The organism is Kribbella solani, from assembly GCF_014205295.1.
Classification (GTDB): domain Bacteria; phylum Actinomycetota; class Actinomycetes; order Propionibacteriales; family Kribbellaceae; genus Kribbella; species Kribbella solani.
In genome coordinates this window covers 1,107,891-1,134,396 of record NZ_JACHNF010000001.1, presented here as the reverse complement: position 1 = coordinate 1,134,396, position 26,506 = coordinate 1,107,891, and the positions used below count along the sequence as shown (strand labels likewise).

Sequence of the window (26,506 nt, the reverse complement as noted above, 5' to 3'; positions counted from 1 at the left end):
CGGGACAGCTGACCCGGCGGCCCGTAGGCTGACACCTCAGACCCGTCCACCGAGGCCCCGGGAGGCGAACGATGACGGAGTTCGTGATCTTCGTCGTGGTGATGATCGTGGTCAGCCTGATCACCAAGGCCCGGCAGAAGTCCACCCGGCCGAACGGTCAGCCGAACCCGAAGATGCAGGCCCTGATCGAGCGCCTGCAGGCCCAGCAGGGCCTCAACCAGCCACCCCAGCAGCACCAGGGCCAGTTCACCCAGCCCGCCGCGCCACAGCAGCCCGGTGTGCCACAGCAGCCCGGCGGGTACGCGCCGCCGGCTCAGTATCAGCCTGCTCCGTTCCAGCAGCCCGTGCAGTACCAACAGCCGGGGCAGTACCAACAGCCCGTTCAGTATCAGCAGCGGCCGCCGGGACATGTGCCGCCGCAGAACAACCTGCCGCGGCCTAAGCAGGATCTGGACGCCCAGGTGCGGGAGCTGATGAAAGCGGGCAACGAGGTCGGCGCGATCCGCTTGCTGAGCGACGAGCGGGACCTCGGCATCCTCGCGGCCCAGGAGTACGCGCGTTCGCTGGTCGCACCGACGGCCAAGCCGGCCGCCGCGACGCCGGCCGGCGAGGAACCCGACCAGGACGACACCAGGTACATCGGCTCGGCCGCGATCTCGGAGTCGATCTTCAACCTGGACGACCGGGACGAGAACGTCTGGGCCAGCGGCTGGGTGGACAAGCCCGAGCCGGACGACCGGTCCGACATCGACGAGCTCTGGCAGACCGTCGGCAACCCACCACGTCCAGGCGCTACTCCGCCCAAGTCACAGTGAGGCAGCTGTCCCGCCGAGCGACGTGAAACCCCGGTGGCAACGCAGCTCCAACCGCATGCACCTGAAACCCCGGTCCAGCGCCGTGCCTCAACCGCCGGTCCCACAGCCGCACCTGCGCCAGCATCTGGTCCGCCAGTCGACCAGCACCTGCCCCATGCCCTACACACACCAGCTCAACCCGTAGGTCGCCCGGACGGCCGCGGGTAGTCAGGTAGACCAGACTGTCCGCGGTAGTCGCCGCAGCAACCCACGACCACTCCCCTCCGGTCATCACGCAGTACCCGGGCAGGGTGCTTGCCAGCCAGAGGTACAGGTCGAGCAAAGGCTCCTCGCGACCCACGTGCACTCCTGACGGCATCCGCTTCGGCGGCAGCTTCAGTACCTCCTCCGGCGGGCGTGGCTCGTGCTCCTGGTCCTCGTCGTACGTCAGACCGGTCTCCGCGAACGGACTGGTCCGCTCGTAATGCGCACCGGCGCCCTGCATGCTGACGAATCCACACAGCGTCGTGGACCGGCTCTCCAGATGCGCACCGACCCGGTCGAACGCGATCGACCGCGTCTGCGCCCGCAACCGCAGCGGTACGACGATGCGACCGTCCGGCCGGAGTTGGCGCAACCACGCGGACGCGATGTCCCACGCGGTCACTGTCACCACGATCCGGTCGTACGGAGCGCCGGCCGGATCTCCGTACGCACCATCGGCCCGCACGACGCGTACGTCGCCGTACCCCGCCTCGTCGAGGGATGCCCGCGCCCGGTCCGTCACCTCCGGGTCGATGTCGACGGTGGTCACCGCGCCGTCCGGACCAGCCAGCTCACGGAGCAGCGCGGCGTTGTAACCACCCGAGCCGATCTCCAGTACGCGATCGCCGGGCCGGATCGCGGCCTGCTCCAGCATCAGCGCCATGATGCTCGGCTGAGACACCGAGCTGATCACGGCACCGGTCTCGTCCCGCTTCATCAGCACCACGTCATCGGCGTACGCGACGTCCAACGGCGCCTGCGGAACGAACAGATGCCGAGGCACCGCCTGGAACGCGGCAGCGACCCGCTCATCGTGCAGGGTGCCCTCCGCGAGCAGATGCCGGATCAGGGCCGCTCGCAACGACGCCGCTTGCCGCGAGTCGTCACCCGGTCCCATGGCAGCTCAGCCCCGCTTGTCTCCGAGCGACTCCAGCAGGCTTCTCAACAGACCCGCCAGTTGCTCTCGCTCTGCCGTGGACAGGCCGGCCAGTAGCTGATCCTCGGTGTCCACATGGGTGGGTAGCACCTTGTCGATCAGCTGCAGGCCCTCCGCTGTCAGAGTGACCCGTACGCCGCGGCGGTCGGTTTCGCTGGGCGCCCGTGTGACCAGTCCACGCGCCTCCAGCCGATCGAGCCGCTGGCTGATCGCGCCCGAGGTGACCATCGAGGAGTGCATCAGACCGGCCGGCGTCAGGCTGTGCTCGGGGTTGCTGCGCCGCAGGGTCGCGAGCACGTCGAAGGACGCGCGGTCCAGGTCGTGCTTCGCGAAGTTGCGCCGCAGCTCGGCGTCGAAGAGCGCGCCGAGCCGGCTCATCCGCCCGATCACCCCCATCGGGGAGGCGTCGAGATCGGGCCGCCGCTCGCGCCACTGCTCGAGCACCAGATCGACGTGATCTGCCATCCACCCACCCTACCGCGAGATTGCTTAGCGATGAGAGATTTGAAACTTACTTAGCGGTGAGATAGTTTGTCTTAGTGCTAAGCAACCGCCGCTTCATCCTCCTGCTGGCAACGGCCATCGCGCCGATGTTCTGGGGGACGACCTACCTGGTCACCACCGAGCTCCTCCCGCCACACCGTCCCCTGCTGGCCGCGCTGCTCCGCGCGTTGCCGGCCGGTCTCCTGCTGGTCGCGATCACGCGAGTCCTACCGCGGGGTAGCTGGTGGTGGCGCTCGCTGGTCCTCGGCACCCTCAACATCGGCGCCTTCAACGCCCTGCTGTTCGTCGGCGCGTACCGGTTGCCCGGTGGGGTCGCTGCAACAGTCGGTGCGATCCAGCCGCTGCTGGTTGCTCTTCTCTCGGCCGGACTGCTCCGCCAGCGCCTCTCCGTACGCACCATCCTCACCGCTTTGGCCGGTGTCTTCGGTGTGGGCCTCCTAGTGCTTCGTGCAACCGCCCAGCTCGACACGTGGGGCGTACTCGCTGCCGTAGGTGGTGCGGCCGTGATGGCGTTCGGCGTCGTACTCAGCAAGCGCTGGACGTCACCTGCTCCCCTGCTGGCAACCACTGGCTGGCAGCTGGTCGCCGGTGGTCTCGTACTGATCCCAGTCGCGTTCTTGGTCGAGGGCGGCATCCCCACACTCACACTGCGGAACCTGGCCGGCTACTCGCACCTGGCGCTCTTCGGCTCAGCCGTCGCGTACGCCCTGTGGTTCCGCGGGCTCCGGGAGCTCGCCCCCACTGAGGTGACCTTCCTGGGCCTGCTCAGCCCGGTCGTCGCGACCACACTCGGCTGGCTGGTACTCAACCAGCACTTGACCGCCCTACAGGCCGTGGGCGGCCTGATCGTCCTGGCGGCGCTGGTATCAGCCCAGCTCCGCCGCCGGCGGGTGCTAGATGAACCCTTGCCGCAGGGCGTACGCGACTGCGTGCGAGCGGTTTCGTAGTTGCAGACGGCTGGTCACGTCGTGCAGGACGTTCTTGACGGTGCGCTCCGAGTACGACAGCGTGCGGGCGATCTCCTGGGTGTCTTTGCCATCAGCAACAAGCCGAAGCACTTGTGTCTCCCGGTCGGACAGGACGGACTGCCCTGATTGTGTCGACCGCTGCACCGGCAGACGCGTTACATTCCCCAGCAGCCGACCAAGCAGCATGGGCGGCAGACTGCCGTCATTAGTCGCAGCAGCTTGCACCAGGCGCACCACCCGATCAGGTGTCGCGTCCGCCCGCCGCAGTACGCCGGACACGCCCAGGTCGACCGCACCGAGCAGCGCGTCATCGTCAATCGCGCCTCCGATCAGCACGGTGCGTTGGCAGCCGCGGTGCGCCACCTCGCGCAGTACCTGGACCGCACCGGTATCCAGCGCATCGACAGCGACCAACGCCACCACCGGCGGAGCAGTGCGCCGCGACACCAGTACGTCCAGCTCGTCGTCACTGAGCAGGCAGACCTCCGGCCGTACCCGGAGCGTGTGGACCAACCCGAACTGCGACAGCGGGTCCAGCGCCTTCACCCAGACCGGTATGCGTTGTTCCGTCATACCTACTCGATGCCCGAAAGGGCAGGTTTGTTATGACTCCAGGCTGACGAGTGCGCGGAGCGCGAGCCGGTACGAGTCGAGGCCGAAGCCGGCGATCGTTCCAGTCGCGACTCCGGCGACCACGCTGGTGTGCCGGAACTCCTCACGGGTCGCCGGGTTCGTCAGGTGGATCTCGATCAGCGGAGCGGTCCGCTGCGCGATCGCATCCCGCAGCGCGTACGAGTAGTGCGTGAACGCCGCCGGATTGAGTACGACCGGCGTACTGCCGTCGGCCGCCTCGTGCAGCCAGCCGACCAGCTCCGCCTCGTCGTCGGTCTGCCGCACCTCGACCTCGAATCCGAGCTCGGCGCCGGTCTTCTCACACACGCCGACCAGCTCGGCGAAGGTGGTGGTGCCGTACTTCTCCGGTTCCCGCGACCCCAGCCGCCCGAGGTTCGGCCCGTTCAGCACCAGCACTCGCCTGCTCGCATCCGTCACGGCACTCACCCTAGCCGGGCGAAGGCGGTCTCGGCTTCCGCCACAGCCGCGGCGTACCGGGCGGTCGCGGACTGTCCACCGGAGATCGTGAGCCAGTTCCGGTACGCCAGGATGCGTTGCGCCGACAGCACCTCCGCGGCCAGCAACTCCGCTTCCAGATCGACACCCAGGACGTCACCCAGTACGCCGGCCAGCGCGCGCTCGTCGGCGTCCATGAACTGACGCAGCCGGGTCGCGAGGGCCGGCGTGGTGAAGACGAGGCGGTAGTACGCGAGCACCTGCGGTCGGTCGTTCAGCCCGGTCGTCGGCTCGCGATCGGCGAGTCCGGCGAGGAAGTGCTCCCGGAGCGCGCGCACCGGCGGCCCGGAGGCGGCCGCGACGATCCGGGCCGCCTCCTGCCGGTGATCCGCGATCCGGTGCATGACCAGGTCTTCTTTGGTCGGGAAGTACTTGAACAGCGTCGGCTTGGACACGTCGGCCGCCGCCGCGATGTCCGCGACGGCAACCTGATCAAAGCCGTGCTCGAGGAAAAGTTCGATCGCCGCCTGGGACAGCGCGTCGTACGTCTGCTGCTTCTTGCGCTCGCGAAGTCCGGTCACGGAGACATGTTAACCTAGGCAAAAGATTGACCGAGTTAATCTTTTCGAAGGAGAACAATGCGAGACATCGACGCCGAGCGGGCGTACGCCGACGAGTGCCGGGCGGCGTTGCGGCGAATGGTCACCGGCGCGCGGGAGAACGTGGCGGTCGGCGAGTACACCTGGGGCGACCGCTTCACCGCCGAGAGCCTCGGCTTCTGCCTGAAGACGCTCGCCCGGGACCTGGCCGAGGAAGGCGACAACCCGCCGTTCTTCGGGCTGATCAGCTACGGCGCGGACGCCGGTGAGCACAGCCGCCAGACCTACTACCTCGGCCGCCGGCACATCGCGGACGCGATCGGCCGCCCGCCGATGGTGATCGACTGGCGAGCTCCGGTGTCGGCGACCTTCTACCAGGCCTCCGACGTGCGGCCGCGCGGGATCGACACCCGGCGCCGGTTCGGCTGGTCCGCCAACACGCTGACCAGTTTCGAGGACGAGCACCTGCGTACCGGCGTACCGTCCGCGACCGGCGAGCTGGTCCGGCGCGAGATCGAGCGCGCCCGCGTCGGCCCGATGCGGGACATCGTCGCGACCATTCAGCCCGAGCAGGACACGCTGGTACGGACCGGGCTCGACACCTCGGTCTGCATCCAGGGCGCGCCCGGAACCGGCAAAACCGCGGTCGGCCTGCATCGCGCGGCATTCCTCCTGTACGCGTACAGATCCCGGTTGCAGCGCAACGGCGTCCTCGTCCTCGGCCCGAACCGCGCCTTCCTGCACTACATCTCGGCCGTACTCCCGACACTCGGCGAGGTGGACGTCGAGCAGACCACGATCGAGCAGCTACTGGATCGCGACGTCCGCGCGACCGACGAGCCGGCGGGTGCCGTGGTCAAGCACGACATACGGATGGCCGAGGTCCTCCGGAACGCCGTGTACGCGCGGATCGGCCGGCCGGGACAGCCAGTTGTCGCGAGCGACCAGTCGTACAAGTGGCGGGTCAACCAGCACGAGTTCGCCGAGATGGTCAGCGAAGCGGAGGCCGACGCGACGTCGTACCTGACCGGACGCGAGCGAGTGATCGCACGGGTGGTCGCCGCGCTGCAGCGGCAGGCCGAGTCTCGCGGGCAGAACTGCAACGGCGCCTGGCTCCGCCGGATGGCGCGGGCGGTGGCACCGCAGGTGGACGCGGTCTGGCCGAACCTCAAGGCCGACGAGCTACTGGCCGAACTGCTCAGCGACGCCGATCAACTTGCGGCTGCGGCGGCCGGCCTGTTGTCCGAGGACGAACAGCGGGCGATCAGCTGGTCGCGACCGCGCAAGGCGAAGAGCGCGCGCTGGACCGCGGCGGATGCGGTACTGCTCGACGAAATCAGCGCACTCCTGGAGCGCGGCGCGACGTACGGCCACGTGATCGTGGACGAAGCACAGGACCTCTCCCCCATGCAGTGCCGCGCGATCACCCGGCGCAGCGAGCACAGCTCGATCACCATCCTCGGCGACCTGGCCCAGGGCACGACGCCATGGGCCGCCACCGACTGGCGTGCGCAGCTCACGCACTTCGGCAAACCGGCCGCGGAGATTGTTGCCCTGAGCACCGGATACCGCGTCCCGGCGACCGTTGTCGAGCTGGCGAACCGGCTGCTCACCGCGCTCCACGTCGACGTCCCGCCGACCAGATCGTTCCGCTCCGACGGGCGGCTGACGATCACGCGGGCCGACGACCTCGCCGTCGCCTGCGTGACCGCCGTCCAGGACGCGCTCGGCTCTGAGGGATCGATCGGGGTCATCGCCGCCGACCACCAGCTCCCGGCGCTGACCGACGCGCTCAAAGCAGCCGGCATCGAGGTGTCTGCCCCGGAGGACGACGGCCGGGTCGCCGCCGTCCCGGCGACGCTCGCGAAGGGCCTCGAGTACGACCACGTGATCGTGATCGAGCCCGCCGAGATCATCGCCGCCGAACCACGCGGGCTGAACCGCTTGTACGTCGTGCTCACTCGGGCGGTGTCGCGACTGGACGTCGTACACAGCCGGCCGCTGCCGGACGAGCTAGTCCGACACGGCGCACTAGCTCCAGGGAGCTCCCGGACCGCCCATCCGGTGGGCGTACGGGGTGCCGGGGGCGAGGTCGCCGCGGCGGATCGGCTGGTCGGTGAACGCTGACGCGTAGATGGCCGCCGCCAGCTCGATCGTATTCCTGGCCTCGGCAAGAGCGACCGGCGCCGGAGTACCCGCTGCCTTGGCGTCCAGGATCGCCGCCAGTTGTGCCGAGTGGCCGCTCGCCACGTCGGGCAGATCGGTCGACCAGGCCGTCGCGACCTCGTCGTGGCCCGGCGCGGGCGTGATCGTCCAGTCGGGGTTCTGGTAGCCGTACAGGTGCTCCAGCTCGACCGTCGCGTACTCGCAGTCGAAGCGCAGCGACGAGGTCTGCCGGGGCGACACGAGCGAGTTGACGATCGACGCGACCGCGCCGTTCTCGAAGGTCACGAGCGCCATCGACACGTCCTCGGTCTGCGTCGGCCGCGCCTGCCGCGCCGCGAACGCGGTCACCTTCTGCCACGGACCCAGGATCGACAGCAGCAGGTCGTACTGATGAATCCCGTGCCCCATCGTCGGACCACCGCCCTCCACATCGAAGGTCCCGCGCCAGGGCACCGCGAAGTACTCGTCATCGCGGTACCAAACCGTGTTGCACAAGGCAACCAACGGCCGCCCGAGTACGCCGTCCGCGAGCAACGTACGCAGCCGGACCGCGCCGGAGCCGAACCGGTGCTGGAAGACGCATGCCACCTGCGCGGCGGACTTCTGCTCGGCCGCCAGCAAGGTGTCGAGTTCGTCGAGTGAGAGCGTGGGCGGCTTCTCCAGGTACACGTCGACGTCCGCGGCGAGGCACTCCACCGCGAGCGGTACGTGCGAGCTCGGCGGCGTACACAGATGGACCAGATCCACCTGCTCCGCGGCGAGCAGAGCAGTCAGGTCCGGGTACGTGGCGGGGATGTCCCAGCGGGCGGCGAACTCCTTCGCGCGGCCGAGGTCCACGTCGACGGCCGCGACCAGCTCGGCCCGCTCCGGCAGGGACTGGACGGCCCGGGCATGCGATCCGGCGATCCCGCCGGTGCCGACGATCGCGATCCGGTAGCTGCGGTCAGACATATGGAAAGCCCTTTCCGAGGCGATCCAAGCATCCTTGACGCCTGTACCCGGAACTACAACCCCGTGCCCGCGATGTGACCGATCAGCTGATCTCGCCGTAGGCGGCGACCAGCAGACTCGGGTCCGGAGCCTCCAGGACGGTCGGCTTGGCCAGCGCGTCCAGGACGACGAAGCGGAGCCGGTCGGCGCGGGTCTTCTTGTCCAGCTTCATCGCGTCCTGCAGGTGTGGCCAGGCGTCGGCCCGGTAGGCGACCGGAAGACCGAGCGACTCCAGCACCGCCCGGTGCCGGTCGGCGGTCGCGTCGTCCAGCCGGCCGGCCGCGCGCGCCAGCTCGGCGACGAACACCATCCCGATGCTGATCGCGGCGCCGTGCCGCCACTTGTACCGCTCGACCCGCTCGATCGCGTGGCCGAGAGTGTGCCCGTAGTTCAGCGCCTCGCGGCCGATCGCGCCGCCCGCCGCGGTGGTCCGCTCGCGCAGATCCGCGCCGACGGTGTCCGCCTTCACCTGGATGGACCGGGCGATCAGCTCCTCCGTCGCCGCGTACGCCGGACTGACGACGCCGGCCGGATCCTTCTCGACCAGGTCGAGGATCACCGGGTCGGCGATGAAACCGCACTTCACCACCTCGGCCAGACCGCTGACGTAGTCGTTCGCCGGCAGCGTCTCCAGCGCGGCCAGGTCGCAGAGTACGCCGGCCGGCTCCCAGAACGCGCCGACCAGGTTCTTGCCCTCGGCGGTGTTGATACCGGTCTTGCCGCCGACCGCCGCGTCGACCATGCCGAGCAGAGTGGTCGGGATGTGCACGACCTTCACGCCGCGCAGCCAGGTCGCCGCGACGAAACCGGCCAGGTCGGTGGTGGTCCCGCCGCCGACGCTGACGACCGCGTCCGAGCGGGTGAACCCGGCCTGCCCGAGCACCGACCAGCAGTACGCGAGCACCTCGGCGCTCTTCGCTTCCTCGGCGTCCGGAATCTCGATCGCGTGCGCCGTGTACCCGGCGCTGGTCAGGTCGTCGCGGATCGCGTCGCCGGTGGAACGCAGCGCGCGCGGATGAATCACCGCGACCCGCTGCACCTCCGCACCGAGCAAGGTGGGCAGCTCGCCGAGCAGGTTGTTGCCGATCACCACGTCGTACGGCGCGGCGGCGGCGACGCGGATGCGGGTGGTGCTCATCCGAGCTTCTCCAGGATCTCGCCGGCGATCTGCTCGGGGGTCTTGCCGTCGGTGCTCACGGTTTGCCTGGCGACCTCGTCGTAGAGCGGTCGGCGTGCTTCCATCAGCGTGCGCAACTGGGTCCGGACGTTCCCGAGCAGCAGCGGCCGGGCGACGCCGAGGCCGACGCGCTTCACCGCCTCGCCCAGGCTGACGTCCAGGAACACGACGTGCTGGCCGGCCAGGTCCGCGCGGGTCTCGGCGTTCAGGATCGCGCCGCCGCCGAGCGACAGCACCTCACCGTCGGCCTGCAGCGCGGCGGTGATCGCCGCCCGCTCCAGGGCGCGGAAGTGCGGCTCGCCCTCGTCGACGAAGATGTCCGAGATCGGCTTGCCCGCGGTCGCCTCGATATCGGCGTCGGTGTCGCGGTGCTTGGCGCCGAGCCGCGCGGACAGCACCGCGGCGATCGTCGACTTGCCCGATCCCGGCGGGCCGACCAGGACTACGGTCGGGCTCACTCCCACTCCCGCGGGGTGATCGTGGCCGGCAGGTTCGCCAGGTACGTCTGGTGGTTCCGCGCAGTCTCCTTGACCGAGTCGCCGCCGAACTTCTCCAGCGCGACCTCGGCCAGCACCAGCGCGACCATCGCCTCGGCGACGATCCCGGCGGCCGGCACGGCGCAGACGTCCGACCGCTGGTGGTGCGCGGCGGCGGCCTCGCCGGTGGCGGTGTCGATGGTCCGGAGCGCTCGCGGCACGGTCGCGATCGGCTTCATCGCGGCCCGGACCCGGAGCGTCTCGCCGGTACTCATGCCGCCCTCGGTGCCACCGGAGCGTCCGCTGGTCCGGCGGACCGCACCACCCTCGGCGACGATCTCGTCATGCGCCTGCGAACCCGGCGTCCGGGCCAGGTCGAAGCCGTCGCCGACCTCGACACCCTTGATCGCCTGGATGCCCATCAGCGCGCCGGCCAGCTTGGAGTCCAGCCGGCGGTCCCAGTGCACGTAGCTGCCGAGGCCCGGCGGGAGGCCGTCGACGACCACCTCGACCACGCCGCCGAGCGTGTCGCCGGCCTTCTGCGCGACGTCGATCTCGGCGACCATCTGCTTGCTCGCGTCCGGGTCCAGGCAGCGCACCGGGTCGGCGTCCAGCTTCGCGACATCCGCGTACGCCGGGATCACGCCGTACGGCGCCTTCACCGTGCCGAGCTCGACCACATGGCTGACGATCGTCACGCCGTACGCCTGGCGGAGGAAGCGGGCCGCGACCTCGCCGAGCGCGACCCGGGCCGCGGTCTCGCGGGCACTGGCCCGCTCGAGCACCGGGCGGGCTTCGTCGAACCCGTACTTCTGCATGCCGGCCAGGTCGGCGTGGCCAGGCCGCGGGCGGGTCAGCGGCGCGTTCCGGGCCAGGCCGGCGAGGGTGTCGGCGTCGACCGGGTCGGCGCTCATCACCTGCTCCCACTTCGGCCACTCGGTGTTACCGACCTGGATCGCGCACGGGCTACCGAGCGACAGTCCGTGCCGGAAGCCGCCGACGAAGGTCACCTCGTCCCGCTCGAACTTCATCCGGGCACCCCGGCCGTAACCGAGCCGCCGACGGGCAAGAGCGTCGGCCACGTCATCAGTCGTGACCTCTACTCCGGCGGGAAGACCTTCAAGTACAGCGACGAGCGCCCGTCCGTGCGACTCGCCGGCCGTGAGCCAACGCAGCATGCCCCAATCCTTTCACGCCGAACCCATCACCCGGACAGCGGTCTCACCGGCACTCCTCGGCGCTGCTCAGGCCGCGAACGGATTCAGCACCCGGGCGCCCGAGCGCTCGACGTCGGCCGTGTTCCGGGTGACCAGGGTCCAGTCGTGTACGAGCGCGGTCGCCGCCATCAGCCCGTCGACCACCGGCAGCGGATTCGCGGCGTTCAGCCGGCCCCAGGTATCGGCGATCTCCTGGCTGATCGGGACGATGCGGTCGGAGTACCCCTTCACCAGCCGTTGGCACCAGTCCTCGATGGCCGCGGCCCGCGCCGGGTCGCGCCGAGCCAGCCGCTCGACGCCCTGCCTGAGCTCGCCGACGACCAGCACGCTGAGGAACAACTGCCCGGACCGAACCGTGTCCAGCCAGCCGCTCGCACCCGCGTTCGGCGTTTTCCGGCGGAACTCCGAGATGACGTTGGTGTCGAGCAGATAACTCACTCGAACTCGACCGTCCGCGCGGGTGCCGTCGAGCGCTCGAGGTCGAGCTCGCTCAGATCCGGCACCGAGCCCAGGAAACTCTTGAAGTCCACCACGTCCGCTCCTGTCATCCGCCGGTAGTCCACGATGTCCAGCACGACAGCGACCTGCTGCCCGTGCTTCGTGACGAACTGCGGACCGTCGGTGCGGACAGCCCGGATCAGCTCGCTGAAATGCTGCTTCGCTTCTTGCAGCTGCCACTGTCCAGCCGTAACCGTCATCACCATCTCCTCGTCGGAAACAGTCTAGACAGACTGGACAGAAAGGCAAATTCAGCGGCAGGTGCGGCTGTCCGGGGTGGGGCCGGTGCGGACGGAGAGGACCATGTCGAGGGTCTTGATGATCGGGGAGTCGGCGCAGGTGGTGCTGGCGTTGGCTGCCTGACCACCGGCGATCGCGGCACCGGTGAGGGCGGTAGTGGCGACTGCCGCCACGGCCAGGCGCCCGGCGATACGACGGAAAGCGGGGGTCATCGTGCGCTCCTTCTTCGGTTCGGTTGCCTTGTACAACGACAGTAGAAGCCGAAGGCGCCGCGCGAACTGGCTCTGAGACCCGTCTTGGGGGTGGTGCCAGCGCTACCCCCGATAGGGTCCTGGCATGCAGCGGGCTGAGGCAGAGGCGTGGCGGGCGCGGGTGCGCGGGTGTCTGCTGGGTGGGGCGATCGGCGACGCGCTCGGTGGGCCGGTCGAGTTCGAGGACAGCCGGTCGATCCTGGCGAAGCATCCTGAGCTGGTCCGGACCTTCGTGGACGGTGGCCCCGGCCGGCCGCCGGGGACGATCACCGACGACACCCAAATGACGCTCTTCACGGCCGAGGGATTGATCCGGGCCGGCGTCCGCACCGACCGTGGGCTCGGCTTCACGGTCGCGGTCGTCCAGCACGCGTACGACCGGTGGCTCGACACCCAGACTCTGCCCGGACCGAGCGGCGAACGGGACGGTTGGCTGCAGCGCGAGCAGTGGCTGTACGCGCGCCGCGCCCCGGGCAACACCTGCTTGAACGCACTGACCGAGGCCCGCAAAGGCGGCGACCGGATTCCGCAGTTCGGCGCGGCGGCAGTGAACGACTCGAAAGGCTGCGGCGGCGTCATGCGGGTCGCCCCGTTCGGCCTGCTCCCGGCCGTCTACCCGACCGAGTGGGTGTTCGACGCAGCCGCGGACGCTGCCGGGTACACGCACGGCCACCCGACCGGCAAGCTCGCCGCCGGCACCCTCGCCGTGATCATCCACGAGCTGTGCGCCGGCGCCGGCCTGGACGAGGCACTGACCCGAGCCATCAGTGTCCTCGTCCAGCACGACGGCCACGACGAGACCAGCGCCGCGCTCACGTTCGCCCGGCACCTGGCCGCGACCGCGCCCGCCAACCCGGTCACCGTCGAGCGCCTCGGCGGCGGATGGATCGCCGAAGAGGCGCTCGCGATCGCGGTCTACGCCGCCCTCGCGTACCCGGAACCCGGCCAGTTCCTGGACGCGGTTGCGCTGGCAGTCACGCACTCCGGCGACAGCGACTCGACCGGCGCGATCTGCGGGAACCTGCTCGGCACGCTCCACGGTGAGACGGCTCTCCCCGCGGAGCTCGTCTTCACCGTCGAAGGCCGGCCGGTCATCCTCCAGCTCGCCGACGACTTCGCGCTGGAGTTCACCCAGCGCGATCGCCTGCACGGCGACTGGGGCCCGTACACCGAGTGGACCACCCGCTACCCAGGCTGGTGACTCACCGCGGCTCGATCGAGAGCTTGTGCTTGAACACGTTCCGCGGATCCCACTTCGCCTTGACCTGCTGAAGCCGCGGGTAGTTGCCCAAGTAGTACAGGTCGTGCCACGGGACACCCGACTTGTTGTGCGCCGGGTCCGCCAGATCCGCGTCCGGGTAGTTGATGTACGACCCGGCATTCACCGCGTTCGGTACGGGTGCGCCGCCGGTGTCCTTGTAGATCTCCTCGTACATCTTGCGCAGCCAGTCCAGATGCATCTTGTCCTCGCCTGCGGCGTCCCACCCGGCCGCGAGCACCATCTTCGCCATCACGTTCCGCTGCGCGGAGGCGGTCGCGTTCGACGGGACGGTGTTCACCTTCCCGCCGTACGGCACCAGTAGCAGTGACGAGCCCGGGCCCTTGTACTTGCTGTCGTTCAGTCCGCGATGGATCGCCTGGATCTGCGCGTCCGAGTACCCCTTCCGCAGGTACCCCGCCTTGTACTTCCCGCGCTGCGCGTTGGGTGTGTCCGCGATCGATCGCTGCATCGTCAGGTTCAGGAACGGCCCGACGCCCTGGTCGATCAGCCGCGGCTTCGGGTCCGGTACGCCGGCCATCATCGCCGCGTTGAACGTGTCCATCAGGCCGGCCGAGTTCGGCACGTTCGCGTCGAGCTGGGTCGAGAGCAGGAAACCCCCGGCGGTGGTGTGCGCGAGGATGAACGGCGCGTACAGCGTCGCGTACGGCGAGTCGGCCGTGTTGTGCTGCTCGAAGAAGTCGAACCAGTTCCGCAGGATCCGGGTGAAGCCGGCCTGGGTGGTGGTCTTCCAGTCGTACGCCAGCACCGTCGCCCGGAGCGCGGCCGGTGCCTTGGGCAACGATTCGGCCGGCGCCCGGCCGGACGCGCCGGCGGACCGCATCAGGTACCGGGTGACGACGCCGAAGTTGCCGCCTCCGCCGCCGGTGTGCGCCCACCACAGGTCGCGGTACGCGTTGTCACGGGTCGCCACCACCGAGCGCGCCCGGCCGTGCGCGTCCACGACCACGATCTCCACGCCGTACAGATGGTCGACGACCGAGCCGAACTTGCGGGACAGCGGCCCGTACCCACCCCCGCTGAAGTGACCGCCGACGCCGACGCCGAGGCAGCCGCCGCCGGGCACGGTCAGGCCCCAGCCGTAGAACAGGTCCTTGTACACGGTTTCCAGCGTCGCGCCCGCGCCGATCGAGAACGCTCGGTACTGCTGGTCCCAGGTCACCGCGTCGAACGTCGACATGTCCAGCAGCACCTCGATGTCGCTGCTGTCCACGAAGTCCTCGAAGCAGTGCCCGCCACCACGGACGGCGATCCGCTTCCCGTTGCGTACCGCGTCCTGCACGGCCGCGACGGCGTCCGCGGTCGAGCGGATCACCCGCGCGTACTGCGGGGTGCCGACGAAGCGGCGGTTCGTTCCGCGCAGGACCAGGTCCTGGTACCGCGCGTCGTTCGGCAGAATCTTGTCGCTGAGCGTGTCACCGAACTGGGCGCCGGAGCTGGGCGAGGCGGCGGAAGCGGTGCCTGGTACGGCGAGTGCCGCGCCGGCGACGGCGGTTCCGGCCAACAGTCCACGACGACTTACTGGCATTGAGATTCCCTCCCGAGAGTTCGAATACCTCGACCCTAGGAAGATCGGCCGTGGGCGCACATCAACCATCTGGCTGAGTGTGCGGATCAGCTATCCGGCGTACAACCGCTCCAACGGAGCCCCGAGGAATACGCCGGCCAGCGCGCCGACCAGCATGAACGGCCCGAACGGGACCATCTGCTTGCGGGTCATCACCCGGGTGACGATCAGCACGATGCCTACGACCGCGCCGAAGAAGAACCCGCCGTACAGACCGGACGCGAACTGACCCCAGCCGAGCCAGCCGAGCGCCAGCCCGAGTACCCCCGACAGGCGTACGTCGCCGAACCCGACGCCGCGCGGAAACGCGAACCACAGCACGTAGAACACCACGAACCCGATCACGCCGGCGATCGCCGCGCGCCGCAACGAACCCCACTCCCCCGTCGCCAGCGCCACCACGACCAGGCCGACGATGACCATCAGGTACGTCGGCCAGATGATTGCCGACGGCAGGAAGCGCGTACGCGCGTCGATGTATCCGAGGATCGCGCCCGCGACCGCCAGCAGCAGCCACACCGGCAGCACCGCGTCGAGCCCGAGCAACCAGCCGAGCACCCCTCCCGACACGGCCGCCAGTACGCCACACCAGATCGCCCCGGGCCGCCCGGCCAGCGACGCGTACGGGACTTTCGTCTCGCCTTCGTCCAGCACCGGCTCGGGAATCCGCCGCAACAGCCACGGCCCGAGCACGGCCGCCGCGGGACCGCAGCCGGCCACCCCGATCCCCGCAGCGAGCAACTCGTTAGCCGGCACGACCCAGGAGCCTAGACGATCCGGGCCGGATAACCAGCTAGCGGATCGTGTACGGGGTGTGGAAGAAGTTCGCGGGGTCGTACTTCTTCTTCGTGGCGGCGAGCTTCGCGGCGCTCGCGCCGTAGTACGACGCCACCGCGCGACCGGCTTCCAGATAGTTCACGTACGCGCCGGCGGACGCCGCGCGAACCGCGCGATGCCCGTTCGCGATGAACGTCTGCCCGGCCGTACCCTGCGCGGACGAGTACCACTGCACGACGCCGAGCGCACCGCGCCACGGCCAGGACGAACCGCCCGCGGGTTGTTTCGCGGCCTGCCCGCCGAGCGGGTCGAGGATCGCCGAGGCCGGTGTCTTCGCCCGCGCCGCAGCCTTCACCGCGCCGAGCAGCGCGGTGATCGTGGCCGCGTCCATCGGACCCTTGAGCACGTCGGAGCCGGCCAGGAACCCGGTCCGCGGACTGGTCGTGCCGCCGCCGAGGTACTTCACCGCTTCCAGGTGCGACTTCACCGTGATCGACCGCGCCGACGCCTTCGCCCCGACGAACGACTCCAGCTGCGCGGCCGCGGCCGACGCGTTGCCGGTGGTCGAGACACCAAGGACGTGGACCGACAACGTACCGTTGCTCTTGGCATCGATATGCAGATTGCCCCACGCCGTCGTCGGCGCCGCCTGCGCGAACTTCTGCCAGCCCCGAACCACGGCCGCGGCCTGCGCCTCCGGCCAGGTCAACCGGAAGAAGCCGAGCTTCGTCGCCGGAATCGTGGCGAACCGGAACGAGGTGACCACGCCGAGATTGCCACCACCGCCACCACGCAACGCCCAGAACAGCTCCGGATCCGAGGTCGCGCTGACATTGTGCGATCTGCCGTCCGCGGTGAAGACGCCCATCGACACGACCCGGTCACAGGTCAGACCGAACGTACGCGTGTGGATGCCCATCCCGCCGCCGAGCGTGAGGCCCGCGACCCCGACCGTCGGGCAGGTACCCGTCGGCAGCGACCGGCCGTACCGGTCCAGGAACGCGTGTACGTCGTACAGCCGCGCGCCCGCGCCGACGGTGAGGATGCCGTTCGAGTAGCTCAGGCCGCGGAGCGCGCCGACGTCGACCTGCATCCCGTTCGCGATCGTGGACGCGCCGACGTACGAATGGCCGCCGCTCTTCGGGACCAGGACCAGCTTGTTGGCGCGGGCGAAATTGATCGCCTTCTGGACGTCGGCCACGTCCGCCGCTTTCACCACCGCGGCGGGGTGGACGCTGTCCCAGCGGGGGTTGAACAGTTGATGCGCGGCCGCGTACCCGGACGATGCCGGCAAGTAGACGCGGCCCTTCAGCGAACGGGCGAAGGAGTTCCAGTTCGGCGCGGCGGTGAGCGTCGGCGCGGACTCACTGGCCGAAGTCACAGTGCTCACGGAGTTACCGGAGCTGGACGTCATGCTGTTCGTCAACCGCGGCGGACTGGTAGTACCCGCTCCGGTTTCGTCCGGCGCGGCGTTGCAACCGGTCAGTGTCACCGCGGCGGCGGCACCCCCGGCCTTCAGTACGGTACGGCGGTCAAGCAGACTCACGATCCCCCAACTCCTCACGCGCGGCCACCCTCATGGCCGCCAGCGGAGCCGGCGACCTACCCGTCATCATCTCCACCTGGAGGGTCGCCTGATGCACGAGCAGGTCAAGTCCGTTCAACAGCTCTGTACCGATCCGATGCGCCGCGATCGCCAGCTTGGTCGGCCACGGGTGGTACGCGACGTCGAACACGACCGGGGCGACAGCGGCGAAATGCTCCGCCCACGGATCCACCGCGCCGCCGGGCAAGGTCGAGACGCACAGGTCGAAACCGCCGATCTGCTCGACCTGGGAGAAGTCCGCGACCGACGTCCGGAGTCCCAGCTCCGCGGCGAGATCGAGTAGCCGCTCCGCTTTCGACAGGTCCCGCACCACGACGGTCACCTCGGTGACCCGCATCCCCCGCAGCGCCGCCAGCGTCGACGCGGCCGTCGCGCCGCCACCGAGCACGACCGCGCTCTCCGCGGCGGTGATCCCGCGCTCGGCGAACGCGTTCACCAAGCCGGGTACGTCGGTGTTGTGTACGGATCGCGTACCGTCCGGCTCGAACAGCATCGTGTTCGCCGCGCCGATCAGCTCCGCCACCGGATCGACCGAGTCAGCCAGCTCCAGCGCGACCCGCTTCAACGGCATCGTCAGCGAAAGCCCGCGCACGTCCGCATCGAGCGACGCGACGAAACCGCGCAGCTCGTTCTCGTCCACCTCGTACGCGTCGTACGCCCAGTCCAGCCCCAGCTCGGCGTACGCGGCCCGGTGCATCGCCGGCGACAACGAATGCGCGATCGGCGAACCGAGCACCGCACAACGCGTCACCTAACACCGGCCCTTGTGCGCCTGGCACCAGGTCTGCAGCTTCTTCACGTTCGCCTGGTGATCCGCGGCCGAGCTCGCGAACGCGGTCTCGCCGGTGTCCAGGTTGACCAGCGTGAAGTACAGCCAGGAACCCTGCGCCGGGTTGATCGCCGCGCGCAACTCGTCCCGGGTCGGCGAGTTGATCGGCGTCGGCGGCAGGCCCTTGTACTTGTACGTGTTGTACGGCGAGTCCGTCTGCCGCTGCTCCGTCGTGGTGAACACGCCACCGTCCCGGCCGACCACGTAGTGGATGGTCGAGTCCATCTGCAGCTTCATCCCGGCCTGGAGCCGGTTGTAGATGACCCGCGCGACCTTCGCGTAGTCCTGCGGCCGGTTCGTCTCCGCGCCGATGATGCTGGCGACGATCACCGCCTGGTACGGATCGAGCTTCTTCCGGGACGCGGTGTTCACCAGATCCAGCGAAGCGGCGTTCTTGGCGTAGTTCGCGGTCATCAGCTTGAGCATCGTGTACGCGGTCGCGCCCTTCGGCACGTCGTACGTACCCGGGTAGAGGAAGCCCTCCGCGTTGCCGTGCGCGTACGCCGGCAGGCCCAGCGAGGCCGGCTTGTTCAGCGCGCCCGCGGCCGCGTTCGCCGGCAGTTTCAGCTTCGAGTTCTGCAGGATCTGCGCGATCTCGGCCTTGGTCTTGCCGGCCGGGAAGCTGATCCGCATCACCAGCACCGACTTGCTCGTGTCCAGCATCAGCGCGAGCGCCGCCTTCGCGGACATGTGCTTGCGCAGCGTGTACGTCGCGGCCTGGATCTGCAGCGACCGCGGATCGTCGCGGGCCACCCGCTCGAACGCGCGGGCACTCTTCACGACTTCCTTCTTCTCCAGCGTGTCCGCGATCGACGAGACGCTCTGACCTGCGGTGATCTGCACCGTCACCGTGCCGGTGCCCTCGCCCTTGTAGTCGGGCGCGGAGAAGAGGTTGGCCAGCGCGTCCTTGCCCTTGCCGAAGCCGAGCACCGCGCCGGCGACCAGGGCGCCGACGACGATCAGCGACACCAGGCCGGCGAAACAGCCGAAGGCGCGGCGGGACCGGGCCCGGCGCCGGTTCGCCCGGCGCTCGACCCGCGACTCGGCCCGCAGCCCGAGGCCGCTGCCGAGGTCGTCGCCCTCGCCCTGACCAACGCGGCCGTCCCGCTCGTCCAGGCCGTCGCTCTCGTTCAGGTCCGAGTCCACCGATGGTCCGTTCACAGGGGCCTCCCCGGCGGGTTGCCGGTCTCGCGCTCGACGTCGAGCGCATGCTGCAGAATCACGACCGCGGCGGCCTGGTCGACCACCGCCCGTCGCTTGGAACCCTTCTTACCGCGTTCCCGGAGCATCCGTTCGGCGGTGACCGTGGTGAACCGTTCGTCCACCAGCCGCACCGTCGTCGCCGCGTTGCCTTCGTGCACCTTGGCCCGCACCTGTTCCGCCGTCTCCCGGATCTTCACCGCGGCCGGACCCTCGCCCCCGGACAGGGAACGCGGCAGCCCGACCACGATCTCGAACGCCTCCAGTTCGGCGGCGAGTGCCGCGATCCTATCCAGATCGCCCGGCCCGCGCCGGACCGTCTCCACCGGCGTGGCAAGGATTCCGTGCGGATCGCTGCTGGCGACGCCGATCCGGGCGTCCCCGATGTCCAGCGCGATCCGCACGCCACGTCTCATCTAGCCTGTCACCTGGTGACCGATGGCGTGCTCGACCGCCGCCAGCGCCGCGTCGGCACCGGCCGGATCGGTACCGCCACCCTGCGCGACGTCGTCCTTGCCGCCGCCCCGGCCGCCGAGCTTCTCGGCCGCCACCCGGACCAGGTCACCGGCCTTCAGCCGCCACTCGCGGGCGGTGTCGTTGAGCGCGATCACCACGCCGGGCTTGCCGTCGTTGACGCTCAGCACCGCGACCACGGCCGGCTTGTCGTTCGGGATCCGGCCGCGGACGTCCAGCGCCAGCTTGCGCAGGTCGCCGCCGTTCACGCCGTCTGGCGCGCGGTGCCCGACGTACTGGACGCCGAAGACGTCCTTGGGGTTGGCCGACAGCTCACCCGCGGCCTGCAGCACCGCCGCGGCGCGGACCTTCTCGAGCTCCTTCTCGGCCGTACGCAACCTTTCGGCAAGGTCGGCGACCTTGGCCGGCAGCTCCTCCGGACGGGTCTTCAGGTTCTCGCTCAGCAGCCGGACCAGCGCCCGCTCGCGGCCGAGGTAGTGCAGCGCCTCCATGCCGACGAACGCCTCGATCCGGCGTACGCCCGCGCCGACCGACGACTCGCCGGTCACCGTCACCGCGCCGACCTGCGACGAGTGCTTCACGTGCGTACCACCACAGAGCTCACGTGACCATGGTCCACCGATCTCGACCACGCGGACCTGCTCGTCGTACGTCTCGCCGAACAGCGCCAGCGCGCCCCACTCGCGGGCCTCCGGCAGCGTCATGTACTGCGCGGACACCGGCAGATCCTGGCGTACGGCCAGGTTGGCGACCTCTTCGATCTCGGACCGGGTCGCCGGGTCCAGCGCCGACGACCAGGCGAAGTCGAGCCGCAGGTACCCGGGCTTGTTGTACGAACCGCTCTGCAGCGCGTTCGGCCCGAGCACCTGACGAAGCGCGGCGTGTACGACGTGCGTACCCGAATGTGCTTGGCAGGCCGAGACGCGCCACTCGTGATCCACCTCGGCGTGCACGTCCAGACCCGGGCGCAGTACGCCTTCGAGGATCTCGGCCTTGTGCACGATCAGGCCCTTGACCGGGCGCTGCACGTCCAGCACCTTCAGCCTCACGCCGTCGGCGACGATCACGCCCTCATCGGCGATCTGACCACCGGACTCGGCGTAGAACGGGGTCTTCTCGAGTACGACCTCAACCGTCTCGCCCGGCTCGGCGAACTGGGCGACCGCGCCGTCGCGGAGCAGACCACGCACCTGCGAGTCGCTGGCCAGCTCCTGGTACCCGGTGAACTCGGTGACGCCCTTCTCCCGCAGCTCCCGGTACCCCGAGGTGTCCGCGTGACCGGCTTTCTTCGCCCGCGCGTCCGCCTTGGCCCGCTCGCGCTGCTCCTTCATCAGCGAGCGGAAGCCCTCGGTGTCGACGTTCAGGCCCTGCTCGGCGGCCATCTCGACGGTCAGGTCGATCGGGAAGCCGTACGTGTCGTGCAGCTGGAACGCCTTCGCGCCCTCCAACTGGTGCGCTCCGGACGCCTTGGTGTCCCGGACCGCCACGTCGAAGATGGTCGTGCCGGCCGTCAGCGTGCGCCGGAACGCCTCCTCCTCCGCGTACGCGACCTGGCTGATCCGGCCGAAGTCGGTGACCAGCTCCGGGTACGACTTCTTCATCTGCTCCAGGCTGACCGGAAGCAGCTCGACCAGGCTCGGGTCCTCGTAGCCCAGCAGCCGCATCGAGCGGATCGCCCGGCGGAGCAGCCGGCGCAGTACGTACCCGCCCTGCTCGTTGCCCGGCGTGACACCGTCGCCGATCAGCATCAGCGCGCTGCGGACGTGGTCCGCGATCACCCGGAAGCGGACATCGTCGACCTGCTCGGCGCCGTACTTGCGGCCGCTCAGCTCGGACGCCTTCTCGATCACCGGGTAGATCTCGTCGATCTCGTACATGTTGTCGACGCCCTGCAGCAGGTACGCGACCCGCTCCAGGCCGAGGCCGGTGTCGATGTTCTTCTTCGGCAGCTCGCCGAGGATCGGGTAGCCGTCCTTGCCGCCACCCTCACCGCGGATGTTCTGCATGAAGACCAGGTTCCAGAACTCCAGGTAGCGGTCGCCCGCCTCCCAGTCCCGGTCCGCGCCGAACTCCGGGCCGCGGTCGATCAGGATCTCCGAGCACGGGCCGCACGGACCCGGGATGCCCATCGACCAGAAGTTGTCCTTCATCCCGAGCCGGACGATCCGGTCGTCGGGCAGCCCCGCGACCCGCTTCCAGATCTCGATCGCCTCGTCGTCCTCGTAGTACACCGACGCATACAGGACCGACTCGTCGAAGCCGTAGCCGCCTTGATTCTGGGGCTTGGTGACCAGCTCCCAGGCGTACTCGATGGCCTTCTCCTTGAAGTAGTCGCCGAAGGAGAAGTTGCCGTTCATCTGGAAGAACGTGCCGTGCCGGGTGGTCTTGCCGACCTCTTCGATGTCGAGCGTCCGGACGCACTTCTGCACGCTGGTCGCGCGCGGGTACGGCGGCGTCTGCTGACCGACGAAGTACGGCACGAACTGGGCCATCCCGGCCACGTTGAACAACAGGTTCGGGTCCGGCGACGGCAGTGGCGCGCTCGGCACCACGGTGTGGCCGCGGTCCTCGAAGAACTGCAGGAACCGCCGCCTGATCTCACTGGTTTCCATGGGTGTTACCGGTAGTCCTCACGATCGTTGGTGTTCTCGATGCCGAGCGCGTCCCGGAGCTCGGTCTCCCGCTCCGCCATGCCCTCGCGGACCTGGTCGCCGAAGTGCCGGACCGCCGCCGCCAGCTTGGCAGTGGACTCCTGGACACTCTCCGGAGCGAGGATCTGAGCCTTCTTCTTCAGCCTGGTGACGGCATACACGCCGACGGCGATCCCGATGATCAGCCAGAAGATCCGCTTCACCGCTTCCGTGCCTTCCGCTCGGCCTTCATCTCGTCCTTGACCCGCCGGGACACGTCCTTGCGCTGCTGCTCACCGAGCGCGCGCCGGACCCCGTACGTGAACGCGGCCGCCTTCACCAGCGGACCGCCAGCGGTCGCGGAGAACAGCGACATCAGCGCCGCCGCGTTCGTGGTCACCGTGGTCGCGTTGTCGGTGATCGTGTCCACCTTCGCCAGCTGGGCGTTCGTGGTCGCGACCGTGGTGGTCACCTCGCCGAGCAGCGGCACGCTGGAGTCCGAGACACCCTTCACCATGATCCGGGTCTCGTCGAACACCTTGCCGAGCTTCAGGATCGGATAGGCCAGCAGACCCACCAGGATGAGCAGCGCGCAGGCAGCTATCAGCCCCGCGACTTCACCGACGCTCATGAAAACGATCCGCCTTCCGCTAGCGACCTCATGGACCGCCCGACCTTATCGCGCGGCCATATCCCACCCCGCTCCAGGACACCATCCCGCACATCACAGTCCCTCACCAAACCACCCGGCCCCACGCGCCCGGGCCCGACCTGCGAGTGGATATCCACCCGTGTTGTGGGTTCTCCATCGGTATGAGAGTGGAGAACCCACAACACGAGTGGAGAACCCCACGCTGCACCCCTCGCCGGTTGAGTGCATTCTCAGCCTGGTGCGGGGCCGGTGCTGCTGCTGGGAGTTGTGGATGGCTCGGGTGTGGTGCTGGAGCCTGGGCTTGGTGATGGGGTTGGTGAAGTGCTCTGGGTGGGCGTGCTGGCGGGTGCTGTGGGAGAGGGCGGGGGCGTCGGGGTGGACGCCGGGGTGGTTGCCGGCGTGGGGAAGAAGGTGGGGGTCGGCGACGGTGTGGCCGGTGTGGGGCGGGTCGGGCTCCAGGGTGGGCTTGGAGGCGATGTGGTCGCGCCGCCGGAGGAGGTGGTCGGCCGACTGGTGCCGCGCGTGGCGGGGCTGCCCGGCGTGCCCGGGTCGCCCGGCGAGCTGGAGTTGCCCGGCGAGCTGGAGTTGCCCGGTGTGCCGGGGTCTGCTGTCGGGGGCCAGTTGGTGGACGGTGTCGTGGAAGCGGCCGGCGAAGGGCCGAGGGGTTTGCCGACGGGAAGAGTCTGCCGGGTAGTGGATCGCGACGTGCTTTCCGTACGCTCCGCCGTCGGCGCGGGTGTACTGCTCACCGGCGGCGACGTCGCCGACTCGCGGGACTGATGCGCGCCGAACGGAACGAAATACAGGACACCGGCAAGCAGGAACGCGCCTGCCGTGCCAGCGATCGACTTCAGCACCAACGGGCGCCGCCGGACATGCCGTGGACGAGGCTGCCTCACAACCGAACCTTTCACCCCAGGCCGTGAAGCAGCCTACCCAACTCACCCGCGGTGGCCGGCGGACTACTTGCGGTCGCGGAGGATCTTGCGGATCGCGGCGACCCGGTCGGCGTACGCGGCCTCACCGCCGCGACGGGTCGGGGTGTAGTAGTCGGTGCCGTCGATCACGTCCGGCGCGTACTGCTGTGGGAGCACGCCGCGTGGATCGTCATGCGAGTACTGGTACGTGGCTCCGTGGCCGATCTTCTTCGCGCCGGCGTAATGCGCGTCCCGCAGATGCGGCGGCACCGGACCGACCTTGCCGGCCTTCACGTCCGCGATCGCGGCGTCGACGGCGGTGATCACCGCGTTCGACTTCGGCGCCAGGGCGAGCGCGACGACCGCCTGCGCGAGGTTGATCCGCGCCTCCGGCATCCCGATCAGCTGCACCGCGTCGGCGGCCGCGACCGCGACCCCGAGCGCGGCCGGGTCACCCATCCCGATGTCCTCACTCGCCGAGATCACCAGCCGCCGCGCGATGAACCGCGGGTCCTCCCCCGCCACGATCATCCGCGCCAGGTAATGCATCGCCGCGTCGACGTCGGACCCCCGAATCGACTTGATCAACGCCGACGCCACGTCGTAATGCTGATCCCCCGCCCGGTCGTACCGCACCGCCGCCCGATCAACCGCCGTCTCCAACGTCACCAAATCAATAACCGCCCGCCCCGGCACCAGCCCATCCGGCACGACCTGGTCGGACACCACCTGGTCCGACACGACTTGGCCCGGTACGACCTCGTCCGGCACCACCTGGCCCGCACCGCTGTCGGGCGCCCCACCCGACTGAGCCTCCGGCGACTCCGCCCGGTCGCGCCTTACTGCCTCATCCGGTCCCTCGCCGGTCGGCGCCGCGTCCTCTGCCGTTTTGCTGACCGGTTCAGAGCCTCGGGCGTCGCTTGCTGCTTCGTACTTCTGGGCCTGCTCGTGCTTGGCGCGGGCCCCACCGGCGGCAGCCTCCAGGTACGTGAGCGCCCGCCGTGCGTCTCCCCCAGCCATCCGCAACAGGTGGTCCCGCGCGTCGTCGGCCAGCGTGAACTCGTCGTTCAGGCCTCGCTCATCCACCAGCGCCCGGTCGAGCAGCTTGGAGATGTCGTCGTCGGTGAGCGACTCCAGCGTGAGCAGCAGACTGCGCGACAGCAGCGGTGAGATGACCGAAAAGAACGGGTTCTCGGTAGTAGCCGCGACCAGCGTCACCCACCGGTTCTCCACGCCTGGCAGCAGCGCGTCCTGCTGTGCCTTGGTGAACCGATGCACCTCGTCGATGAACAGCACGGTCTCGACCGGACCGGCCGCCCGCGCGAGATCACGCCGGGCGCCGTCGATCACCTGGCGTACGTCCTTCACTCCCGCCGTCACCGCGGACAGCTCGACGAACTTCCGGTTCGTCTGGTGCGAGACCACCGCCGCGATCGTCGTCTTCCCGGTACCAGGCGGGCCCCAGAGCAGCAGCGACATCGGCTGATCCCCCTCGACCAGCCGCCGCAACGGCGACCCGGGCGCGAGCAGATGCTGCTGCCCGACCAGCTCGTCCAGCCCACGCGGCCGCATCCGCACGGCCAGCGGAGCCGCCGTGTGATCCATGTCGGCCAAGCTCCCGCCACCACGAGACGGCGCCGGCACCCCAGGCAGATCAAACAACCCATCACTCACCCCAGCAGCCTAACCACCCCCACCGACACCCCACCCACCCCGACCACACCCCGCCCCCTGACCTGGAGGGTTATGCGGGGGTTGGGCGGCGGGGGGCGAAGACCTGGTGCCAGGTGCCGGTTCGGCGGAGGAGTACCTGGGTGGGGATCTGTAGTACGACGATGGTGAGTACCGTGATGATCGGATCGGTGGCTGGGACGATCGAGATCGGCAGGGTGTACGACAGCACGACCCGGATGACCGCGTCGGCGATCGACGCGATGCCCCAGTAGATCGTGATCCACTTCCACGCGTGCCGGAAGCCGGGGTTCGTCTCCCACAGCTCGTCCATCACGGCTGCCCGGCGCGGCATCATCGCCTGGGTGACGGTGTAGCAGAGGGGTCGCGGGTGCCGGAGTGACCACAGCGTGATGCCGGCGAACGGGAGGCTGATCCACGCGTTGCGTACGAGCAGCAGCCGCGCGTCGCCGCCGATGACCGCGACCACCGAACTGCCCACCATGCTGAGGATGACGGCCATGCCGACCAGATCGGTACGGCGTTCGCGGACCAATGAGATGCCCGAACTGATCAACCCGGGGATGATCCCGGCGAGCAATGCGATCAGGTCACTCGCGCCGAGTGCCCGGAGGCCGTAGAAGAGCGCCAGCGGTACGCCGATGTCGACGATCAGCAACCAGGGACCACGGTTCGTTCGGGGCATACCCGCAGCCTCCCGCGCCCCACCGCCGACCAGCATCGGGCCGACGGCC

General features: G+C 69.4%; 28 protein-coding genes. 5 read left to right on the top strand and 23 right to left on the bottom strand.

Features of this window, described 5'->3' with window-relative positions; all coding sequences use genetic code 11:
- Window positions 1-71: 71 nt before the first annotated feature.
- Complete coding sequence (locus HDA44_RS04950) at window positions 72-815, top strand: hypothetical protein (RefSeq protein ID WP_184831727.1); 744 nt, start codon at window positions 72-74, stop codon at window positions 813-815.
- Here HDA44_RS04950 and fxlM read toward each other — a convergent pair.
- Together fxlM and HDA44_RS04940 are read right to left on the bottom strand one after the other, a co-directional pair.
- The gene (gene fxlM / locus HDA44_RS04945) at window positions 793-1,956 is read right to left on the bottom strand and encodes a methyltransferase, FxLD system (RefSeq protein ID WP_184831726.1); all 1,164 of its coding nucleotides are present in this window, start codon (window positions 1,954-1,956) and stop codon (window positions 793-795) included. The two genes, HDA44_RS04950 and fxlM, sit on opposite strands and share 23 nt — an antisense overlap.
- Before the next feature lie 6 nt (window positions 1,957-1,962).
- Window positions 1,963-2,460: a MarR family winged helix-turn-helix transcriptional regulator gene (locus HDA44_RS04940; protein WP_184831725.1), complete on the bottom strand. Its 498-nt coding sequence runs from the start codon at window positions 2,458-2,460 to the stop codon at window positions 1,963-1,965.
- A gap of 74 nt (window positions 2,461-2,534) precedes the next feature.
- On the opposite strand from HDA44_RS04940, the gene HDA44_RS04935 reads away from it, so the two are divergent.
- Window positions 2,535-3,446, top strand: a complete 912-nt coding sequence (locus HDA44_RS04935) for an EamA family transporter (RefSeq protein WP_184831724.1) — start codon at window positions 2,535-2,537, stop codon at window positions 3,444-3,446.
- Here the strand turns inward: HDA44_RS04935 and HDA44_RS04930 are convergent.
- Genes HDA44_RS04930 through HDA44_RS04920 form a run of 3 tightly spaced genes read right to left on the bottom strand, consistent with a single transcriptional unit; the run spans window position 3,393 to window position 5,116 of the window.
- The gene (locus HDA44_RS04930) at window positions 3,393-4,040 is read right to left on the bottom strand and encodes a helix-turn-helix transcriptional regulator (RefSeq protein WP_184831723.1); all 648 of its coding nucleotides are present in this window, start codon (window positions 4,038-4,040) and stop codon (window positions 3,393-3,395) included. The two genes, HDA44_RS04935 and HDA44_RS04930, sit on opposite strands and share 54 nt — an antisense overlap.
- Before the next feature lie 30 nt (window positions 4,041-4,070).
- Window positions 4,071-4,517, bottom strand: coding sequence for a type II 3-dehydroquinate dehydratase (gene aroQ, locus HDA44_RS04925; protein WP_184831722.1), 447 nt, complete (start codon window positions 4,515-4,517; stop codon window positions 4,071-4,073).
- A gap of 5 nt (window positions 4,518-4,522) precedes the next feature.
- Window positions 4,523-5,116 (bottom strand): TetR/AcrR family transcriptional regulator, encoded by a 594-nt coding sequence (locus HDA44_RS04920; RefSeq protein WP_184831721.1) that lies wholly within the window; start codon window positions 5,114-5,116, stop codon window positions 4,523-4,525.
- A gap of 57 nt (window positions 5,117-5,173) precedes the next feature.
- On the opposite strand from HDA44_RS04920, the gene HDA44_RS04915 reads away from it, so the two are divergent.
- Window positions 5,174-7,261, top strand: a complete 2,088-nt coding sequence (locus HDA44_RS04915; RefSeq protein WP_184831720.1) for a HelD family protein — start codon at window positions 5,174-5,176, stop codon at window positions 7,259-7,261.
- Here the strand turns inward: HDA44_RS04915 and HDA44_RS04910 are convergent.
- The 7 genes from HDA44_RS04910 to HDA44_RS04880 all read right to left on the bottom strand — a co-directional run bounded on the left by HDA44_RS04910 (window position 7,166) and on the right by HDA44_RS04880 (window position 12,110).
- The gene (locus tag HDA44_RS04910) at window positions 7,166-8,251 is read right to left on the bottom strand and encodes a Gfo/Idh/MocA family protein (protein WP_184831718.1); all 1,086 of its coding nucleotides are present in this window, start codon (window positions 8,249-8,251) and stop codon (window positions 7,166-7,168) included. The two genes, HDA44_RS04915 and HDA44_RS04910, sit on opposite strands and share 96 nt — an antisense overlap.
- Before the next feature lie 82 nt (window positions 8,252-8,333).
- Window positions 8,334-9,428: a 3-dehydroquinate synthase gene (gene aroB / locus HDA44_RS04905; protein ID WP_184831716.1), complete on the bottom strand. Its 1,095-nt coding sequence runs from the start codon at window positions 9,426-9,428 to the stop codon at window positions 8,334-8,336.
- Entirely contained in the window at window positions 9,425-9,925 is a 501-nt protein-coding gene (locus HDA44_RS04900) for a shikimate kinase (protein WP_184831714.1), read from the bottom strand. The genes aroB and HDA44_RS04900 overlap by 4 nt, the downstream gene beginning before the upstream one ends.
- Window positions 9,922-11,121, bottom strand: coding sequence for a chorismate synthase (aroC, locus tag HDA44_RS04895; protein WP_184831712.1), 1,200 nt, complete (start codon window positions 11,119-11,121; stop codon window positions 9,922-9,924). Before aroC ends, HDA44_RS04900 begins: the two co-directional genes overlap by 4 nt.
- Before the next feature lie 66 nt (window positions 11,122-11,187).
- The gene (locus tag HDA44_RS04890; RefSeq protein WP_184831711.1) at window positions 11,188-11,598 is read right to left on the bottom strand and encodes a PIN domain-containing protein; all 411 of its coding nucleotides are present in this window, start codon (window positions 11,596-11,598) and stop codon (window positions 11,188-11,190) included.
- On the bottom strand, window positions 11,595-11,858 hold the full coding sequence (locus HDA44_RS04885) for a type II toxin-antitoxin system Phd/YefM family antitoxin (RefSeq protein ID WP_184831710.1): 264 nt from the start codon (window positions 11,856-11,858) through the stop codon (window positions 11,595-11,597). The genes HDA44_RS04890 and HDA44_RS04885 overlap by 4 nt, the downstream gene beginning before the upstream one ends.
- 51 nt (window positions 11,859-11,909) lie before the next feature.
- Window positions 11,910-12,110, bottom strand: a complete 201-nt coding sequence (locus HDA44_RS04880) for a hypothetical protein (RefSeq protein WP_184831709.1) — start codon at window positions 12,108-12,110, stop codon at window positions 11,910-11,912.
- A gap of 124 nt (window positions 12,111-12,234) precedes the next feature.
- Between HDA44_RS04880 and HDA44_RS04875 the strand changes: the two genes are divergently transcribed.
- Entirely contained in the window at window positions 12,235-13,350 is a 1,116-nt protein-coding gene (locus HDA44_RS04875; RefSeq protein ID WP_184831708.1) for an ADP-ribosylglycohydrolase family protein, read from the top strand.
- A gap of 1 nt (window position 13,351) precedes the next feature.
- Here the strand turns inward: HDA44_RS04875 and HDA44_RS04870 are convergent, their stop codons facing one another.
- From HDA44_RS04870 to HDA44_RS04830, 9 genes are all read right to left on the bottom strand, one after another.
- On the bottom strand, window positions 13,352-14,956 hold the full coding sequence (locus HDA44_RS04870; RefSeq protein ID WP_184831707.1) for an FAD-binding oxidoreductase: 1,605 nt from the start codon (window positions 14,954-14,956) through the stop codon (window positions 13,352-13,354).
- Window positions 14,957-15,046: 90 nt separating this feature from the next.
- Window positions 15,047-15,751 carry a prepilin peptidase gene (locus HDA44_RS04865; protein WP_184831705.1) on the bottom strand — a complete coding sequence of 235 codons (705 nt, stop codon included), beginning with the start codon at window positions 15,749-15,751 and terminating at the stop codon, window positions 15,047-15,049.
- 37 nt (window positions 15,752-15,788) lie between these two features.
- Window positions 15,789-17,318 carry an FAD-binding protein gene (locus HDA44_RS04860; RefSeq protein ID WP_184831703.1) on the bottom strand — a complete coding sequence of 510 codons (1,530 nt, stop codon included), beginning with the start codon at window positions 17,316-17,318 and terminating at the stop codon, window positions 15,789-15,791.
- Window positions 17,305-18,129, bottom strand: a complete 825-nt coding sequence (locus tag HDA44_RS04855) for a shikimate dehydrogenase (protein ID WP_184831701.1) — start codon at window positions 18,127-18,129, stop codon at window positions 17,305-17,307. The genes HDA44_RS04860 and HDA44_RS04855 overlap by 14 nt, the downstream gene beginning before the upstream one ends.
- Window positions 18,130-19,368: an endolytic transglycosylase MltG gene (gene mltG, locus HDA44_RS04850; RefSeq protein ID WP_337905637.1), complete on the bottom strand. Its 1,239-nt coding sequence runs from the start codon at window positions 19,366-19,368 to the stop codon at window positions 18,130-18,132.
- Window positions 19,365-19,823, bottom strand: coding sequence for a Holliday junction resolvase RuvX (gene ruvX, locus HDA44_RS04845; RefSeq protein ID WP_184831700.1), 459 nt, complete (start codon window positions 19,821-19,823; stop codon window positions 19,365-19,367). Before ruvX ends, mltG begins: the two co-directional genes overlap by 4 nt.
- Window positions 19,824-22,493: an alanine--tRNA ligase gene (alaS, locus tag HDA44_RS04840; RefSeq protein ID WP_184831697.1), complete on the bottom strand. Its 2,670-nt coding sequence runs from the start codon at window positions 22,491-22,493 to the stop codon at window positions 19,824-19,826. It abuts the gene before it with no gap.
- 5 nt (window positions 22,494-22,498) lie between these two features.
- Window positions 22,499-22,735, bottom strand: coding sequence for a DUF6167 family protein (locus tag HDA44_RS04835; protein ID WP_184831695.1), 237 nt, complete (start codon window positions 22,733-22,735; stop codon window positions 22,499-22,501).
- Window positions 22,732-23,142, bottom strand: a complete 411-nt coding sequence (locus tag HDA44_RS04830; protein WP_184831693.1) for a DUF948 domain-containing protein — start codon at window positions 23,140-23,142, stop codon at window positions 22,732-22,734. The genes HDA44_RS04835 and HDA44_RS04830 overlap by 4 nt, the downstream gene beginning before the upstream one ends.
- Window positions 23,143-23,412: 270 nt before the next feature.
- Between HDA44_RS04830 and HDA44_RS04825 the strand changes: the two genes are divergently transcribed.
- The gene (locus HDA44_RS04825) at window positions 23,413-23,943 is read left to right on the top strand and encodes a hypothetical protein (RefSeq protein ID WP_184831691.1); all 531 of its coding nucleotides are present in this window, start codon (window positions 23,413-23,415) and stop codon (window positions 23,941-23,943) included.
- Between the two features lie 182 nt (window positions 23,944-24,125).
- Here HDA44_RS04825 and HDA44_RS39075 read toward each other — a convergent pair whose 3' ends face one another.
- Window positions 24,126-25,652, bottom strand: a complete 1,527-nt coding sequence (locus HDA44_RS39075; protein WP_475584083.1) for an AAA family ATPase — start codon at window positions 25,650-25,652, stop codon at window positions 24,126-24,128.
- Window positions 25,653-25,824: 172 nt separating this feature from the next.
- Window positions 25,825-26,457 (bottom strand): VC0807 family protein, encoded by a 633-nt coding sequence (locus HDA44_RS04815; RefSeq protein ID WP_184831688.1) that lies wholly within the window; start codon window positions 26,455-26,457, stop codon window positions 25,825-25,827.
- Window positions 26,458-26,506: the final 49 nt, after the last annotated feature.